This window comes from Hymenobacter gelipurpurascens (assembly GCF_900187375.1).
Classification (GTDB): Bacteria; Bacteroidota; Bacteroidia; order Cytophagales; family Hymenobacteraceae; genus Hymenobacter; species Hymenobacter gelipurpurascens.
In genome coordinates this window covers 1301978-1316173 of record NZ_FYEW01000002.1, presented here as the reverse complement: position 1 = coordinate 1316173, position 14196 = coordinate 1301978, and the positions used below count along the sequence as shown (strand labels likewise).

13 protein-coding genes are annotated in these 14196 nt (G+C 58.2%); 8 read left to right on the top strand and 5 right to left on the bottom strand.

The window, feature by feature from the left end; all coding sequences use genetic code 11:
- Nucleotides 1–32 precede the first annotated feature (32 nt).
- The 3 genes from thrC to thrA all read right to left on the bottom strand — a co-directional run bounded on the left by thrC (nt 33) and on the right by thrA (nt 4873).
- The gene (thrC, locus tag CFT68_RS17455) at nt 33–1334 is read right to left on the bottom strand and encodes a threonine synthase (protein ID WP_088844799.1); all 1302 of its coding nucleotides are present in this window, start codon (nt 1332–1334) and stop codon (nt 33–35) included.
- A 19-nt stretch (nt 1335–1353) separates the two neighbouring features.
- Nucleotides 1354–2283, bottom strand: coding sequence for a homoserine kinase (locus tag CFT68_RS17450; protein ID WP_088844798.1), 930 nt, complete (start codon nt 2281–2283; stop codon nt 1354–1356).
- Nucleotides 2284–2431: 148 nt separating this feature from the next.
- Complete coding sequence (gene thrA, locus CFT68_RS17445; protein WP_088844797.1) at nt 2432–4873, bottom strand: bifunctional aspartate kinase/homoserine dehydrogenase I; 2442 nt, start codon at nt 4871–4873, stop codon at nt 2432–2434.
- Between the two features lie 465 nt (nt 4874–5338).
- Here thrA and prfA point away from each other — a divergent pair, with 465 nt between their 5' ends.
- The 4 genes from prfA to CFT68_RS17425 all read left to right on the top strand — a co-directional run bounded on the left by prfA (nt 5339) and on the right by CFT68_RS17425 (nt 9276).
- On the top strand, nt 5339–6409 hold the full coding sequence (gene prfA / locus CFT68_RS17440) for a peptide chain release factor 1 (RefSeq protein ID WP_088844796.1): 1071 nt from the start codon (nt 5339–5341) through the stop codon (nt 6407–6409).
- Between the two features lie 169 nt (nt 6410–6578).
- Nucleotides 6579–8102 (top strand): hypothetical protein, encoded by a 1524-nt coding sequence (locus tag CFT68_RS17435; RefSeq protein WP_088844795.1) that lies wholly within the window; start codon nt 6579–6581, stop codon nt 8100–8102.
- A 56-nt stretch (nt 8103–8158) separates the two neighbouring features.
- Nucleotides 8159–8581, top strand: a complete 423-nt coding sequence (locus tag CFT68_RS17430; RefSeq protein WP_088844794.1) for a secondary thiamine-phosphate synthase enzyme YjbQ — start codon at nt 8159–8161, stop codon at nt 8579–8581.
- A gap of 107 nt (nt 8582–8688) precedes the next feature.
- Nucleotides 8689–9276, top strand: a complete 588-nt coding sequence (locus tag CFT68_RS17425; protein ID WP_088844793.1) for a hypothetical protein — start codon at nt 8689–8691, stop codon at nt 9274–9276.
- 73 nt (nt 9277–9349) lie between these two features.
- Here the strand turns inward: CFT68_RS17425 and CFT68_RS17420 are convergent, their stop codons facing one another.
- Both CFT68_RS17420 and gpmI read right to left on the bottom strand, forming a co-directional pair.
- Nucleotides 9350–9937 (bottom strand): hypothetical protein, encoded by a 588-nt coding sequence (locus CFT68_RS17420; protein ID WP_088844792.1) that lies wholly within the window; start codon nt 9935–9937, stop codon nt 9350–9352.
- Nucleotides 9930–11477 (bottom strand): 2,3-bisphosphoglycerate-independent phosphoglycerate mutase, encoded by a 1548-nt coding sequence (gpmI, locus tag CFT68_RS17415; RefSeq protein WP_088844791.1) that lies wholly within the window; start codon nt 11475–11477, stop codon nt 9930–9932. The genes CFT68_RS17420 and gpmI overlap by 8 nt, the downstream gene beginning before the upstream one ends.
- A 144-nt stretch (nt 11478–11621) precedes the next feature.
- On the opposite strand from gpmI, the gene CFT68_RS17410 reads away from it, so the two are divergent.
- The 4 genes from CFT68_RS17410 (at nt 11622) to CFT68_RS17395 (ending at nt 14196) form a co-directional block, all read left to right on the top strand.
- Complete coding sequence (locus CFT68_RS17410) at nt 11622–12020, top strand: DUF4783 domain-containing protein (protein ID WP_088844790.1); 399 nt, start codon at nt 11622–11624, stop codon at nt 12018–12020.
- A 150-nt stretch (nt 12021–12170) separates the two neighbouring features.
- A complete protein-coding gene (gene nadC, locus CFT68_RS17405) occupies nt 12171–13031 on the top strand; it encodes a carboxylating nicotinate-nucleotide diphosphorylase (RefSeq protein WP_088844789.1) in 861 nt (286 codons plus the stop codon).
- A gap of 94 nt (nt 13032–13125) precedes the next feature.
- Nucleotides 13126–13749, top strand: coding sequence for a hypothetical protein (locus tag CFT68_RS17400; RefSeq protein ID WP_088844788.1), 624 nt, complete (start codon nt 13126–13128; stop codon nt 13747–13749).
- Nucleotides 13750–13812: 63 nt separating this feature from the next.
- Complete coding sequence (locus CFT68_RS17395) at nt 13813–14196, top strand: hypothetical protein (RefSeq protein WP_088844787.1); 384 nt, start codon at nt 13813–13815, stop codon at nt 14194–14196.

Here is a 14196-nt window from a genome sequence, read left to right as displayed (position 1 = left end):
AACAGCCAGCCGCCACAAATGTCAGGAGTGGCCTAGCGCTTTTCCAGCAAAAATGCCCGCAGCGCCTCATACTCAGGTTCCAGCCGGATGCTGCGCTTGGTCCTCGAAAGTAGCTCGTGCAAAGCAGCCGGCACCGGCACCACTTGACCGGTGGCGGGCTCCACGGCTTCCGGGAACTTCACGGGGTGCGCCGTTTCCAGGAAGATGCCCTGCACCTCAGGGTGCTGCTTGAGGTAATCTTCCAAAGCAAAATACGCCACTGCACCGTGCGGATCCGTCAGGTAGCCCGTGTGCGCATGCACGCGCCGGATGGTGGCCGAGGTATCCGCATCCGACACCGAGTAGCCCGTCAATAGCTCTCGAATTGTAGGGTAGTCGTGCGCAAATAGCTCCAGAATCCGCCCGAAGTTGCTTGGGTCGCCCACGTCCATGGCGTTGGAAAGTGTGGCCACGGCCGGCTGCGCGGCGTAGCTGCCCGAGCGCAGGTACGCTGGCACAGCATCGTTGGCGTTGCAGGCCGCCACAAAATGCGCCACCGGCAAACCCGAGACGTAGGCTAGTAGGCCCGCGCACAAATTGCCGAAGTTGCCGCTGGGTACCGCTACTACGGGTGGCGCCATGTGGCTAGGCCACTGCGCCAGCGCGTAGCAGTAGTACACCTGCTGAGGCAGCCAGCGCGCCACGTTGATGGAGTTGGCGGAGGTGAACCGTCGTTGGCTCATAAGCTCCTGGTCGCGAAAGGCCTGCTTCACCAGCCGCTGGCAGTCATCGAAGTTGCCGTTTACTTCCAGCGCCGTGATGTTCTGGCCTAGGGCCGTGAGCTGCTGCTCCTGCACTGGGCTTACTTTGCCGGAAGGGTAGAGGATGACTACTTCTACGCCCGGCACACCCAGAAAACCGCTGGCCACGGCCCCGCCCGTATCGCCGGAAGTAGCTACCAGCACCGTTACGGGCTTGGTTTCGTGGCGCGAGAAGTGGCCTAGGCAACGGCTCATGAACCTTGCCCCAACATCCTTAAACGCTAGTGTTGGCCCATGAAACAGCTCCAGGGTGCTGATGCGGTCCGTGACGGGCACCAGCGGAAACGGGAAGTCCACGGCCTCGGCGCAGATACGGCGCAGCTCGGCTTCCGGAATGGTAGTGCCCACGTAGGGGTGCAGCACCGTGTAGGCCACTTCGGCGGGAGCCAAAGACGGCAGCTGCTCCACAAAGCCGGCCGGAAAACGCGGAATGGTTTCGGGAAAGTAGAGGCCGCCATCAGGCGCCTGGCCGGCAATGGTAGCCGCCCGGAAATCTACGGGTTCGGTCTGGCGGTTGAGGCTATAATAGCGCATGAGTAGACGTCAATAGAAGTTATTGTATCCGGCAGCCTTGCTGGTTGATAGTGGTGAGATAGGTATGATGATCGAGGCCTAGGCCAGTATATACCTCCCGCATAACCGCCTCCACGGCTTGCGCCGTAGCCTCCTCGCGGCTGAGCATAAACAGCGACGGACCCGAGCCGGAAATGCCGCCGCCGAGGGCTCCGGCCAATCGGCTGCCTTCCTTCACTTCGGCAAAACCCGGAATCAGAATGCTACGCACGGGTTCAATAATCACGTCTTCCAAAGAGCGGCCGATGAGGTCGTAGTCTGATTGCAATAGGCCGGCCACCAGAGCCCCCACGTTGCCCCACTGCCGGATGGCGTCTTTAAGGGGTACCTGCTGCTTAAGAATCTGGCGGGCGTGGGAGGTCTTCACCTCAATCTGCGGATGCACCACCGTCACGAACAATGGCGGCGCCGATAGCGGCACGATGTCGGGGAACGGCGTGGTGGCCCGAATCAGGGTAACGCCGCCGTAAATAGCCGGCGCAATGTTATCAGCGTGGCGCACCCCGGAGGCCACTTCCTCGCCATACATGGCAAAATCTACCAGCTCCGCCTTGCTGAACCGCTCCCCCAGCAACCGGTTAGCGCCCACAACGGCGCCAGCAGCACTTGCCGCGCTGCTGCCAATACCGCTGCCCGGTCTGATGGCTTTATTGATGCGCACCTCAATGCCCACGGGCTCTGGCACCGCCCGCAATAGCGCCAGCAGAGCAGCGCCGGCTACGTTGCGCGTGGGCTCGGTCGGCAGGTCGTAGTCATCTTCGTTGATGATGGTCACGCCGGGCTGCTCGGTCAGGCGCAGGTGCATGGTGTCGTTGGGCTCATTCAGGGCAAACCCCAGCACATCAAACCCGCACACCACATTGGCTACCGTGGCCGGGGCCAGCACCGTAATCGATTCAGAAAAATTCATGTGGGGGCAAATGATAATCAAAATGCTGTCATGCTGAGCGGAGTCGAAGCATCTCTACCTCTGGCTAGCTCCTGTCGTGAGGACGAAGCGGTAGAGATGCTTCGACTCCGCTCAGCATGACGTTCTATACTTATTTAGTAGGTTAATGCTACTGCACCGCTCGCAGAATGTCCGCAAATACGCCGGAAGCCGTGACATCGGCGCCCGCGCCTGCTCCCTTAATGACGAGAGGCTGCTCGGTGTAGCGGTTAGTGAAGAACAATACGGCGTTGTCCTTGCCTTGGAGGGCGTAGAGGTCGTGGCTGGGGGCAAGGGACTGCAGGCCTACGCGGGCCTGACCGTCGTTGTAACGAGCTACAAAGCGCAGCTTCTCGCCTTTGCCGGCAGCGGCATCATACAGGGCCCGGAAATGGGGCTCGTGTACAGCAAGCTGTTCATAGAAAGCGGCCACATCACCTTCCAGGCAGGAGGCGGGCAGAAACGAGTCGTTCTCAATGTCACTCAGCTCCAGCTGTCGGCCCGACTCGCGCGCCAGAATGAGGATTTTGCGGGCTACATCTACGCCGGTTAGGTCAAGGCGCGGGTCGGGTTCCGTATAGCCTTCGTGTTGGGCCTGGCGCACCACTTCCGCAAAGGGGCGGCTGCCATCATAGTTATTGAACACAAAGTTGAGCGTGCCGGACAGTACGGCCTCGATGCGGTGCACCTCGTCGCCGCTGCGTAGCAAGTCGTTCAGCGTCCCGATGACCGGTAGGCCAGCGCCCACGTTCGTTTCAAACAAAAACTGCGTGTTGAACTCACTAGCCAACGTTTTGAGGCGGGCGTAGGCCACATATTCTGAGGAAGCGGCTACCTTGTTGCAGGCCACCACGGCCACCGAGCGGGCCAGCAGCGGCGCGTAGCAAGTGGCTACTTCGGCGCTGGCCGTCACGTCCACGAACACGGTGTTGCGCAGGTTCAGGGCCAGAAGCTGCTCCGTCAGGTTCGGCAAATCCAGGGGCTGGCCCCCGGCCAGGGCCGGCTGCCAGTTCTGCAAATCCAGGCCTTCTTCATCCAGCACAAAGCGGGAGCTGTTGGCCAAGCCTACCACGCGCAGGTTCAGGCGCAGTTTCTCGCGCAGCCAGGTTTGCTGCCGTGCCAGCTGTTCCAGCAGTTTACTGCCCACGTTGCCCACGCCGGCCACCACCAGATTCACCTGGCGCGTAGTGGCCTCAAAGAAGGTTTCGTGGAGCAAATTGATGGCCTTGCGCACATCCTGCTGCCGAATAACGGTGGAAATATTCTTCTCCGAGGAGCCCTGCGCAATGGCCCTTATGTTGATGCCGTTGGTGCCCAGTGCCCCAAACATGCGCCCACTGATGCCGGGGTGGTCTTTCATCTGCTCGCCCACCAGCGCCACAATGGCTAGGCCACCTTCCATGTCCAAGGGGTCCAGGCGCCCATTCCGGATTTCGGCGTCAAACTCGGCATCGGCGGCGTGCTTGGCGCGGGCTGCTTCTGCCTCGCTCACGGCCACGCAAATGGAGTGTTCTGAGGAGCTTTGGGTGATGAGAATCACGTTAACCAACTCCCGCGCCAGGGCCGCAAACAGCCGCCGCGAGAAGCCCGGAATGCCTACCATGCCGCTGCCTTCAAGCCGCAGCAGCGCCACCGGTCCAATGCTGGATAGCCCGCGAACAATGGAGTGGTTGGCCGGCGGCTCCACTTCCACGAGCGTGCCGGCATCCTCGGGTGCAAATGTGTTCTTGATCCAGAGCGGAATCCCCTGCTGACGAACTGGCTGAATGGTTGGTGGGTACAGTACCTTGGCGCCAAAGTGCGAAAGCTCCATGGCCTCCTGGTAGGAGATGCGCGGGATAGGCCTAGCGTGGCGCACCAGGCGTGGGTCGGCTGTCATCATACCACTCACATCAGTCCAGATTTCCAGCTGATCTGCCTCCAGTGCTCCGGCAAAAATGGCGGCCGTATAATCGGAGCCGCCGCGGCCCATCGTGGTCGTGCTACCGCCCGCTTCGGAGGCCACAAAACCCGGCGCTACCAGCAACGGCACTCCGGCCACTGCCACGGCTTCCTGAATCTGCTGGTTCGTAACGGTGAAATCTACGGCGGCGTGGCCGTAGCGGGCATCCGTACGGATGAGCTGCCGGCTATCCAGCCATTGATGCGCTGTTCCGCGCGCCTCCAGGCCTGCCGCCACCACACGCGACGACAGCAGCTCGCCGTAGCTCACCAGCCGGTCCAAGGTGCGGTCAGACAGCTCGCCCAAGGCAAATATTCCGTCGCAGAGAGTTTCCAGCTCATTGCAATGTGTTTTCACGAAGCTCAGCAGAGCGCTTTGGCCCGTAATGGGGAGTAGGCCGCGCACCATTTCCAAGTGTCGCTCCTCCAGGTGCCGCAATTGCTCGCGGTAGTGCGCGTCGCCTGCAGCGGCCCGGCGGCCGGCTTCAATTAGCGCATCGGTCACGCCACCTAGGGCCGATACCACCACCACGGTAGTAGTGCGCTGAGCAGCGGTTTCTGCCAGCGCCAAAACGCGTTGCATATTGTCGGCCGTAGCCACCGAGGAACCCCCAAATTTCAGAACCTGCATAGCGTGTAGACATGAAAAAGCCCGCATCGGCCCGGTAGCTCCCTGGTGGAGCTTTCCGGCGAGGCGGGCGGCGAAGAATCTAAAGGATAAGAGAAATCCGCGGCCCGCGTCAGCGGGTTGTTGTCGTGGTTGTCCCTGTAATAATGACTAAGCAAGTCATTATCATGCGGAGTGAAACAAAACGGGCGATCAGAGCAACCATACGTGCGGGTTTGTGGCGGTAAGCTAGGAATTATTCTGAAAGAGCAATGTTTACCAAATAGCTGTTTCTACGATTTCTACGAGGGCAGTTCACCGCTGTCATTCCGACGCAGGATGAATCTGGCTTAACCAGTAAGGGTTCGACCCATATTCCTCCTGCGTCGGAATGACAAAGTACCGCTTCTACCACAGGTAGTTTACCCGCATTTAGGGTCGGATTCGTTTGCGTACCTTTGCACTCCCAATACTATTTCTGCAGGCACGATGCTAGATAAACTGGAGGCCATCCAACAGCGTTTCAACGACGTGAGCGAGCAGCTCACGCACCCCGACGTCATGAGCGATATGAAACGCTTCAAGACGCTTAATAAAGAGTACAAGGATCTGAACAAGATCGTGGTCGAGTATAAGGCCTATCAGAATGTGCTGGCCAACATCGACAGCGCAAAGGAAGTAATTGCCACGGAAAAGGACGAGGACTTCCGCCAGATGGCCAAGGAAGAACTAGAAGCGCTCTATCCCGAGCAGGAGCGCCTGGAAGTTCTCATTAAAGACTTGCTGCTGCCCCGCGACCCCAACGATTCCAAGGATGTAATCATGGAAATCCGGGCCGGAGCCGGTGGCGACGAAGCGGCTATTTTTGCCGGCGACTTGCAGCGTATGTATATGCGCTACGCCGAAAAGCACAACCTGAAAATGGACCTGATTGACGCCACCGAAGGTACTTCGGGCGGCTACAAGGAAATTATTCTGGCCGTGAAAGGCGAGGACGTGTACGGCAAGCTCAAGTTTGAGTCGGGTGTGCACCGCGTGCAGCGCGTGCCGGCCACCGAAACCCAGGGCCGCATTCACACCTCGGTGGCTTCTATTGTGGTGATGCCGGAAGCCGAAGAACTGGACGTGCAGATTGATATGAACGACGTGCGCAAGGACCTGTTCATGTCGTCGGGCCCCGGTGGTCAGTCGGTAAACACCACCTACTCGGCCGTGCGCCTCACCCACTTGCCTACTGGCCTAGTGGCCCAGTGCCAGGACCAGAAGTCGCAGCTCAAGAACTTCGATAAGGCCCTGCAGGTACTTCGCTCGCGCCTCTATGAGATCGAGCTGGCCAAGAAAAACGAGGTAGAAGGCGCGGCTCGCAAGAGCATGATCGGGGGCGGCGACCGTTCCGACAAGATCCGCACCTACAACTACCCCCAGGGCCGCGTAACCGACCACCGCATTGGCTTCACAGTGTATAACCTGAGCAGCGTGATGGACGGCAACATCGACGACTTCGTGGAGCAGCTCCGTCTTGCGGAAAGTGCTGAGCGTCTGAAAGAAGGCGTGGCCTAGTCGTACTAAGTCGGCTGTCAATCCGTTTGTCATGCTTGATCTGGCGTCCGCTTGCTGCCGCGTCTCTACCACCACTGGCTACCCAACTGGCCTACGAAGCGGTAAAGATGCGGCAGCAAGCAGATACCAGATCAAGCATGATGCTTTTATACCCCCTGTTAATTCCTCTATGCGCTTTGTGCTTCCGCTGCTGCTTGTGTTGTGTTGCCTGATGGCCCTACTGCCAGGCTGCGAGCCGAAAGAAGACCTGCTGACCACGGACAGCAGCGCCGCGCTGGAGTTTGATCGGGATACCATCAAGTTCGATACGGTGTTTGTCTCCGTAGGCTCCGTCACGAAGCGGCTGTGGGTGTACAACCGCAACTCCCGGGCCGTGAAAGTCGAGGAAATCGGGATTCAGAGCCGGCCGGGTATCACGTTTTCCTTGCTTATTGATGGCGACGCCAGCACCATTGTCCGTGATATAACCATCCGGGGCAAAGACAGCCTGCTGGTGTTGGTGCGCGCCACCATCGACCCTACGCCCAACGACGAGAAGCCGTTTCTGGTAGAAAATGACCTGCGCTTCCGCACTAATGGCAACGACCAGCAAGTGAAAGTGGTGAGCTACGGCCAGAACGCCTACTTCCACAATGGCGAAACGCTGAAAGGCAATATGGTCTGGAAGGCCGATAAGCCGCACGTTATCTACAACTACGCGCTGGTAGACTCTTTGAGTACCCTCACCATTGAGCCCGGCGCCCGCATTTATAGCCACGCGGGTGCTTTTCTGGTGGTAGCAGGCAGCCTGCGCATCAACCCCAACTATAGGCCTACGGGCGAGCTGAAGCCCGATGACCGCAACATTGTGCGCTTCCAGGGCGACCGGCGCGAGGCACTGTACACCGAAACGCCCGGCCAGTGGGGTGGCCTGGAGTTCGAGGCCAGCAGCCACGACAACGTTATCCGGTTCACGGAAATCAAGAACGCCTCCTTTGGGCTCTTGATTTTCAATCCCTACAACCGTCAGCCGCGCCCCAAGGTGACGGTGGAAAACACGGTTATCAAAAACATATCGAGCGCGAAGCTGGCTTTTGCCAGTGATGGCCTAGCCTTGGAAGGAGCTGGAATTCTAGGCCTGTCCGGCGACTTCAGTGTGCGTAATACGCTGCTCACCAACTGCGGCGAGTTTGCTGTGTGGGGCGTGCAAGGTGGAGTGTATGAGTTCGATTACTGCACCATTGCCAACTACACGCCCGAGTTTAGGCGCGAAACACCCTCGGTGCTACTGTCCGATGGCATCAAGATTAATGGCGTTCTCAGGCCAGCCGTTGCGCCCAGGTTTACCATGCGCAACTCCATCGTCTGGTCTTCGTCGTTCCTGAATGAGGACGAGCTAATTTTTGTGAACGGCGAGCAGTACGCCAGCAACATCAGCATCTCCAACAGTGTGTTACGCACAAAACTGTACACCGCCGGGCCCCTGAGCCAGGCTAAGAATGGCAACATTCTGAATCCGGTGGAAGGGCCCAATTATCTGTTCAAGAGTACTCCCTCGCGGTTTCGGGGTAAAATGTACAGTTATGAGCTGGACACGCTTTCGCCAGCCAGCAACAAAGGCGTGCCCCTGCCCGGCCTGACTATCGACCTGCTCAACCGCCCCCGCAACCCCACCACTCCCGATATAGGGGCCTACGAGCGCAAAACCCCGTAAGAAGTAGTGCTGTAGGCCACTTTGGCTACGCCTGCCAAGAGTTTGATTTCCTAGCTATGCAATTCATCCAGAAACGTTTGCGCCTGCCGGCCGTGAGTCGGGGCTTCCATTTGATTACGGATTTGCTGGAAGCCGAACTGCCAGAGCTGGAGCAGCTTCAGATGGGAATGGCCCACTTCTTCATCCAGCATACCTCGGCCAGTCTAAGCATCAACGAAAACGCGGACCCCACCGTGCGGCATGATTTCGAGCAGTTCTTCAACCGCATGGTACCCGAAAATGCTCCTTATTTCCGCCATACCCTGGAGGGCCCCGATGATATGCCGGCGCACCTGAAAGCCAGCCTGCTAGGCCACGCCGTGAGCATCCCCATCAGCAACGGAAAACTTGCTTTAGGCACTTGGCAAGGCATTTATCTGGGAGAGCACCGTAACCATGGCGGCCGCCGATGGATACTGGCTACGTTGATGGCGCAATAATATTTTGTGGCGCAACAGCCCCTTTTTTAGCTAGTGTAGCAAGGGGAAAGCAAGCCACGCGCATCTGTTTTGCGTATAGGCCTGAAAAAGGTTTTTCGCCTGCTACTATGTTTGCCGTGCTTCTGCTTTCCTCATCCACCAAAGCCATGTCGGCAGCTTCGCTTTACGCTATGCTGCTGCTAAGTGCCTGTAGCCCCGACGATACGGGCACCGATGAGCGGAAACCTGCTGCGCCCCGGCGCCAGGTAGCCAAGGCTACCAAGCCGGCCGCTACACCCGCTCCCGCCGCCCGCGTTGTTCGCCTCACCAACGATTCTCTGGCAGGCCAGCCTTTCGGGCCGGAGCCTACGGTGCCGGAGCTGCTGAGCGCAGGAGGGCAGGTGGTCACGCGTCAGCCTTTCCGCAACTTGCATGAGGCAGGACAAATAGATACCATTCTGCTGCTCAAGCACCAGGGCAATCTGTTCGAGTTCTACCGGGCGCCCGAAAAGGATCTGCTGCGCGATGCTTCCATTACCAATTTCCAGCCGGAATATGGCCGTCGGCTCCGCTCCCGCATGGAAGCCGCCCACCGGCCGGCCGCTGGCACTAACGAGCAGGTCAAAATCGGGGATACGGAGCGCGCCAACTACGTTTCGGTTACGTACCACAGCGGCCGGATGAGTGCCGTGCACATAGAACCCTACGTCGACTAACTCCAACCCTCACACATAACAAGGCCCCGCATAAGCACTTACGCGGGGCCTTGTTGCGTAGAATAATGGTGTGTTACTGCACTCTCCCTTGGGCGGAATACCGTACCGAGTCAAATAGAATCAGCTTCTGGATGCCGTCTACCCGGTAGGCCGTCAGGTGGCCATCCTGGCACTGTAGCTCCAGCTTCTTCTGTGAGTACACCAGCGGGTTATCCTGCGCCAGCGTAGCCGTGAGGGTGCGGAGCTTATTGCCTTCCGTAAGCACAGATAGCTGCTCTACTGGAAAGTCCTGGCCTGGCTGGCGGCGGTAAGTACGCTGCGTGAGCCCTTCCGGGGTAGTCAAAGAATCGACTGCGTACGTGCCGCGCAGGGCGGGCTTGTTAATATCGGCCTGCTGAAATATCTGCAGCTCCTTGGTCCAGTCCACCTGCGGTACGCGTGTGGTTTCCAGCACACCATTCCGCAGCTTCACCTGTTTCTCTACTGCCGGGTGCTGCTGGTTGAGGCGAGCCGTTTCCTGGCCAAGAAAACCAGCAACATCGAAATACAGCGGCGGCTTGCTTGGCTGGTTGGAACTAGCCCTAACCGGCTGCTGCTCCTGCCCGCAGCCAACGGCCATGAGCAGAAGCAGCAGGAAGGAGGCTGTGGTAGCCTTATGCATTCGGTGCAGTTTCGGGCTGTAGCAGGCTCTGGCCAGTCATAGCCTCCGGCTGCGGTACGCCCATCAGCGCCAGCACAGTGGGGGCAATATCGCCCAGCTTGCCATCGGCCAGAGTGCCGTGGTAGTCATTGTCGGCCAAGATGCACGGCACCAGGTTGGTGGTGTGGGCCGTGTTGGGCGAGCCGTCGGGGTTCACCATGAACTCGGCATTGCCATGGTCAGCAATCACGATACAGGCGTAATTGCTGACCAGTGCGGCCTCTACCACGGCCTGCGTGCAGGTATCTACTGCTTCGGCGGCTCGTACGGCGGCTTCGAACACACCGGTGTGGCCTACCATGTCGGTGTTGGCAAAGTTCAGCACCACAAAGTCCGCCGATTTTGCCTGCAGCTCCGGAACCAGGGCATCGCGCAGCTCAAAGGCGCTCATCTCGGGTTTCAGATCGTAGGTAGCTACTTTGGGCGAGTTGCGCATGATGCGGGATTCGCCTTCAAATTCTTTTTCGCGGCCACCCGAGAAAAAGAACGTCACGTGCGGATACTTTTCCGTTTCGGCAATCCGGATCTGCTTCTTGTGGTTGGCTTCCAGCACAGCACCCAACGTATCCTCCAGATTATCCTTTTCGAAAATCGGGGTGACGCCCGCAAACGTGGCGTCGTAGTTGGTCATGGTGAGGTAGTGCAGATTCAGCCTATGCATGTTGAAGGCATGGAAATCCTGCTGTGTAAGCGCCTGCGTAATTTCACGGCCCCGGTCGGTGCGGAAGTTGAAGCAAATCACCACGTCGCCTTCCTGGATGGTCGCCAGGGGCAGCCCATCAGCACCTACTTTTATGATCGGCTTCAGAAATTCATCGGTCACACCCTCTTTATACGAGTCGAGCATCGACTGAATCAGGTTCTGTGAGGCAGTGCCTTTGCCGTTCACCAGCAGATCGTAGGCCACCTTCACCCGTTCCCAGCGGTTGTCGCGGTCCATGGCGTAGTAGCGGCCCACAATGGAGGCAATTTTGCCACTGGCCCCGTGCTGCAGGTGCTGCTCTAGGTCGTTTACATAGCTCACGCCACCCTTGGGGTCGGTGTCGCGGCCATCGGTGAAGGCATGGATAAAGACTTTATGCACATCGGCGTCGTGCGCAATGGTGCACAGCGCCTTCAGGTGTTCGATATGCGAGTGTACGCCGCCATCAGAAAGCAGCCCCATCAAATGAACCGGCTTGCCGTTGGTGCGGGCATAATCGAGGGCATGCGCCAAGGCTGGCATGGCGGCCAGCTTCCGCTCCCGGATAGATTTATTGATGCGCACCAGATCCTGGTAGACTACGCGGCCGGCCCCAATGTTCATGTGGCCTACCTCAGAATTTCCCATTTGCCCATCCGGCAGGCCTACGGCTTCGCCGGAAGCCTGGAGCTTGCTGTGCGGAAAGCGCTGAAACAACGAATCGACGTAGGGCGTGCGGGCCTGATCGATGGCGGATACCTGTTTGTTCTGCGCCAGACCCCAGCCGTCCAGAATCACCAACAATACCTGTTTGTTCATAGACACAAAGATACAAGCCACCCACGGAAACACGCGCATTTTCCTAACTTAGCAGCGAAGAGGAGGGCACAGGGGAAGGATTTCTTTACTGATGCCATGTTGGCATAGTTTTCGCGAATACCACTACGTATTCTTTACGCTAGCATGAAACGTAACCTCTTTTTGGCTTTTGTTCTTGTATGGGGCCTGCTGCTGTCAGTAGGTGCTCTGGCCCAAGGCGAAGCTTTCGCGCCCATTCGCAATGCCATCCGGGGAAGTTCTTCCCAGGAGCTGGCCGAGTATTTCGCTCCTACTGTGGAGCTTAGCTTCGACGGAGACAAGCAAAGCTACAGCGCCACGCAGGCCGAGTTCGTGATGAAGGACTTCTTCGCCAAGAACACGCCGGCTTCTTTCGACTTCATTCACTACGGCGGCAGCAATGAGGGTACGCCTTATGCTGTAGGTAAATACGCCGGGAAAAACAGTGCTTACCGCATGTTCGTGAAAATGAAATCGGTAGGTGGTGCCCAAAAAATAGGCACAATTGATTTCTCGAAAGAGTAGTCTTCCTTTTGCTTTTAACGCAACGCGCCGCAGATTATTCTGCGGCGCGTTTTTCTTTTATTAGGCCCTGCCGTTGGCTGGGTGAGGCAGTCGGGCTATGGCCCTATGGTGCAAGGCTGTAATCGGGCTGTTTTTTGCTATTTTTGCCCCGTGCAAACCCCGCCCTACCTCACTCCGGAAGCTCTTTCCGCTTTCATTCGTACTGCCCTGGCCGAAGATATCGGCGATGGCGACCATTCTACGCTGGCCTCTATTCCTGCCGATGCGCGCAATAGGGCTCAGTTGCTGGTGAAGGATGCCGGGGTGCTGGCCGGGGTGGAGTTGGCGCATTTCATCTTCCGGGAGGTAGATCCGGAGCTCCACGTAACGCAGCTGCTCTCCGATGGTGCCCGCGTGCAGCACGGTGATGTAGCCTTCACGGTGGAAGGCTGTGCCCGCAGCATCCTGACAGCGGAGCGCCTCGTGCTCAACTGCATGCAGCGTATGAGCGGCATTGCCACCCAAACGGCGCACCTGACTGGCCTACTAGCCGGCACCAAGGCCCGCCTGCTCGACACGCGCAAAACCACCCCCAACTTTCGGCTCTGCGAGAAGTGGGCCGTGCTTATTGGCGGCGGCGTAAACCACCGCTACGGTCTGTTTGATATGATTATGCTCAAGGATAATCATGTGGACTATGCCGGCGGCATCAGGCCCGCTATCGAAGCTACGCACCAGTATTTGGCTAAAACGGGTCGGAAGCTGGCTATTGAAGTAGAAACCCGCACTATCTCGGAGGTGCAGCAGGTACTGGAAGTAGGTGGTATAGACCGGATTATGCTCGACAATATGGGCCCGACGCAACTTCGGGAAGCCGTGGCCCTGGTAGCTGGGCGCTATCCCCTGGAGGCCAGCGGCGGCATCACGGAGCAAACCATTGCCGAAGTAGCCGCCACCGGCGTCGACTTCATCTCGGTGGGTGCCCTCACGTATTCTGTCCGGAGCCTCGACCTCAGCTTAAAAGCTTTTTAATGAGTTGCCAGGTGCCGGTTGCCAGTTGTTAGTATCGTTCTACTACTAACTCGTAACCAGCAGCCGGTAACTGACAACTGACAACTGATATATCATGCAACTCCCTAACCAACGCGGCGGCTATCGGCAGCAGCAGTCCCAGTCGGGGGCTTCACCGCTCGCCATCGTCACCAAGAAGCACCAACTCGACACCGACACTTACACCCGCATTGCGATGGGACGGGTGTGGCGCAAGGAGTGGTGGTATGCCCTCATTCCGTTTGCCGTAGGCCTGTTACCGGCCCTGATCTGGCCCTCCTGGTGGTGGCTGGCCTCGGCTCTGGTCCTGACGCTGCTGTACGTGCTATTCCGCTCCGCTCAGATTACGGGCGCTACTACCATGGAGCAAAGCAAGCCGCTGTTTGAAAAGCTCAGCTATGAGTTTGATAACAAGCAGATTGTGCTGCGACGCAATGAGCGCGAAGGCATGCGCCTGACCTGGGACATGATTGGCCATGTGAAGCGCGAGGCCGATGGCTACCTGCTCACACTGAAGGGCCCCGACGAGCTGCCGGCCGAAATTACGGGCTGGCGCCGCTGGGCTGCCAAAACCTTCGACACGCCCATCTTCCTGCAGGTGCCCGATAAAATTTTTAAAGGCGGCAACGACCAGAAGCTGTTTGAGGCCATGATGCGCCGCAAAAACCTGGTGCCCGCGCTGCCTGGCCAGGTGGCCTAGGCAACTTCTGAGGCCGGCCTTTCGTCAATTTAACTCATTTCGTATCAGCTCATTTTTCTTCTCATGACCAAGCAACTTGCGCTTTCCGCTCTGGCCCTGGCCACTCTCGCCCTGAACGCGTGCAGCAGCGAACCATCGGACTGGCGTCCGGAAAATAAGGTATCCGTGGATTTGGTAGCGCCCGGCTCCCGCTCCTCCGATAACTTCGACCAGCACACGGAAGCCGCCGCACACCAGGAAAAAGGTGCCGCCATTGAGCGTCCCATCAGCTCCGGCGTTGACCTGGAGTCGCACAATGAGCCCAAAGCCGACCAAGTGAAAACGGCCAACGCGAAAGATGCTGCCGAAACCAAGAACACGGAGGCCGTAAACAGCGTGAAGAAAAGCAACCCCACGCCCGCTCAGCAGCCCAACGCCACGAAGGAAAAGGCTGGTACTCAGGAATAA

What these genes read in the sequence shown, in the direction of transcription:
- thrC (WP_088844799.1), bottom strand. Translation starts at nt 1,334, where the DNA reads ATGCGCTATTATAGCCTCAACCGCCAGACCGAACCCGTAGATTTCCGG.
- CFT68_RS17450 (WP_088844798.1), bottom strand. Translation starts at nt 2,283, where the DNA reads ATGAATTTTTCTGAATCGATTACGGTGCTGGCCCCGGCCACGGTAGCC.
- thrA (WP_088844797.1), bottom strand. Translation starts at nt 4,873, where the DNA reads ATGCAGGTTCTGAAATTTGGGGGTTCCTCGGTGGCTACGGCCGACAAT.
- prfA (WP_088844796.1), top strand. Translation starts at nt 5,339, where the DNA reads ATGCTAGATAAACTGGAGGCCATCCAACAGCGTTTCAACGACGTGAGC.
- CFT68_RS17435 (WP_088844795.1), top strand. Translation starts at nt 6,579, where the DNA reads ATGCGCTTTGTGCTTCCGCTGCTGCTTGTGTTGTGTTGCCTGATGGCC.
- CFT68_RS17430 (WP_088844794.1), top strand. Translation starts at nt 8,159, where the DNA reads ATGCAATTCATCCAGAAACGTTTGCGCCTGCCGGCCGTGAGTCGGGGC.
- CFT68_RS17425 (WP_088844793.1), top strand. Translation starts at nt 8,689, where the DNA reads ATGTTTGCCGTGCTTCTGCTTTCCTCATCCACCAAAGCCATGTCGGCA.
- CFT68_RS17420 (WP_088844792.1), bottom strand. Translation starts at nt 9,937, where the DNA reads ATGCATAAGGCTACCACAGCCTCCTTCCTGCTGCTTCTGCTCATGGCC.
- gpmI (WP_088844791.1), bottom strand. Translation starts at nt 11,477, where the DNA reads ATGAACAAACAGGTATTGTTGGTGATTCTGGACGGCTGGGGTCTGGCG.
- CFT68_RS17410 (WP_088844790.1), top strand. Translation starts at nt 11,622, where the DNA reads ATGAAACGTAACCTCTTTTTGGCTTTTGTTCTTGTATGGGGCCTGCTG.
- CFT68_RS17400 (WP_088844788.1), top strand. Translation starts at nt 13,126, where the DNA reads ATGCAACTCCCTAACCAACGCGGCGGCTATCGGCAGCAGCAGTCCCAG.
- CFT68_RS17395 (WP_088844787.1), top strand. Translation starts at nt 13,813, where the DNA reads ATGACCAAGCAACTTGCGCTTTCCGCTCTGGCCCTGGCCACTCTCGCC.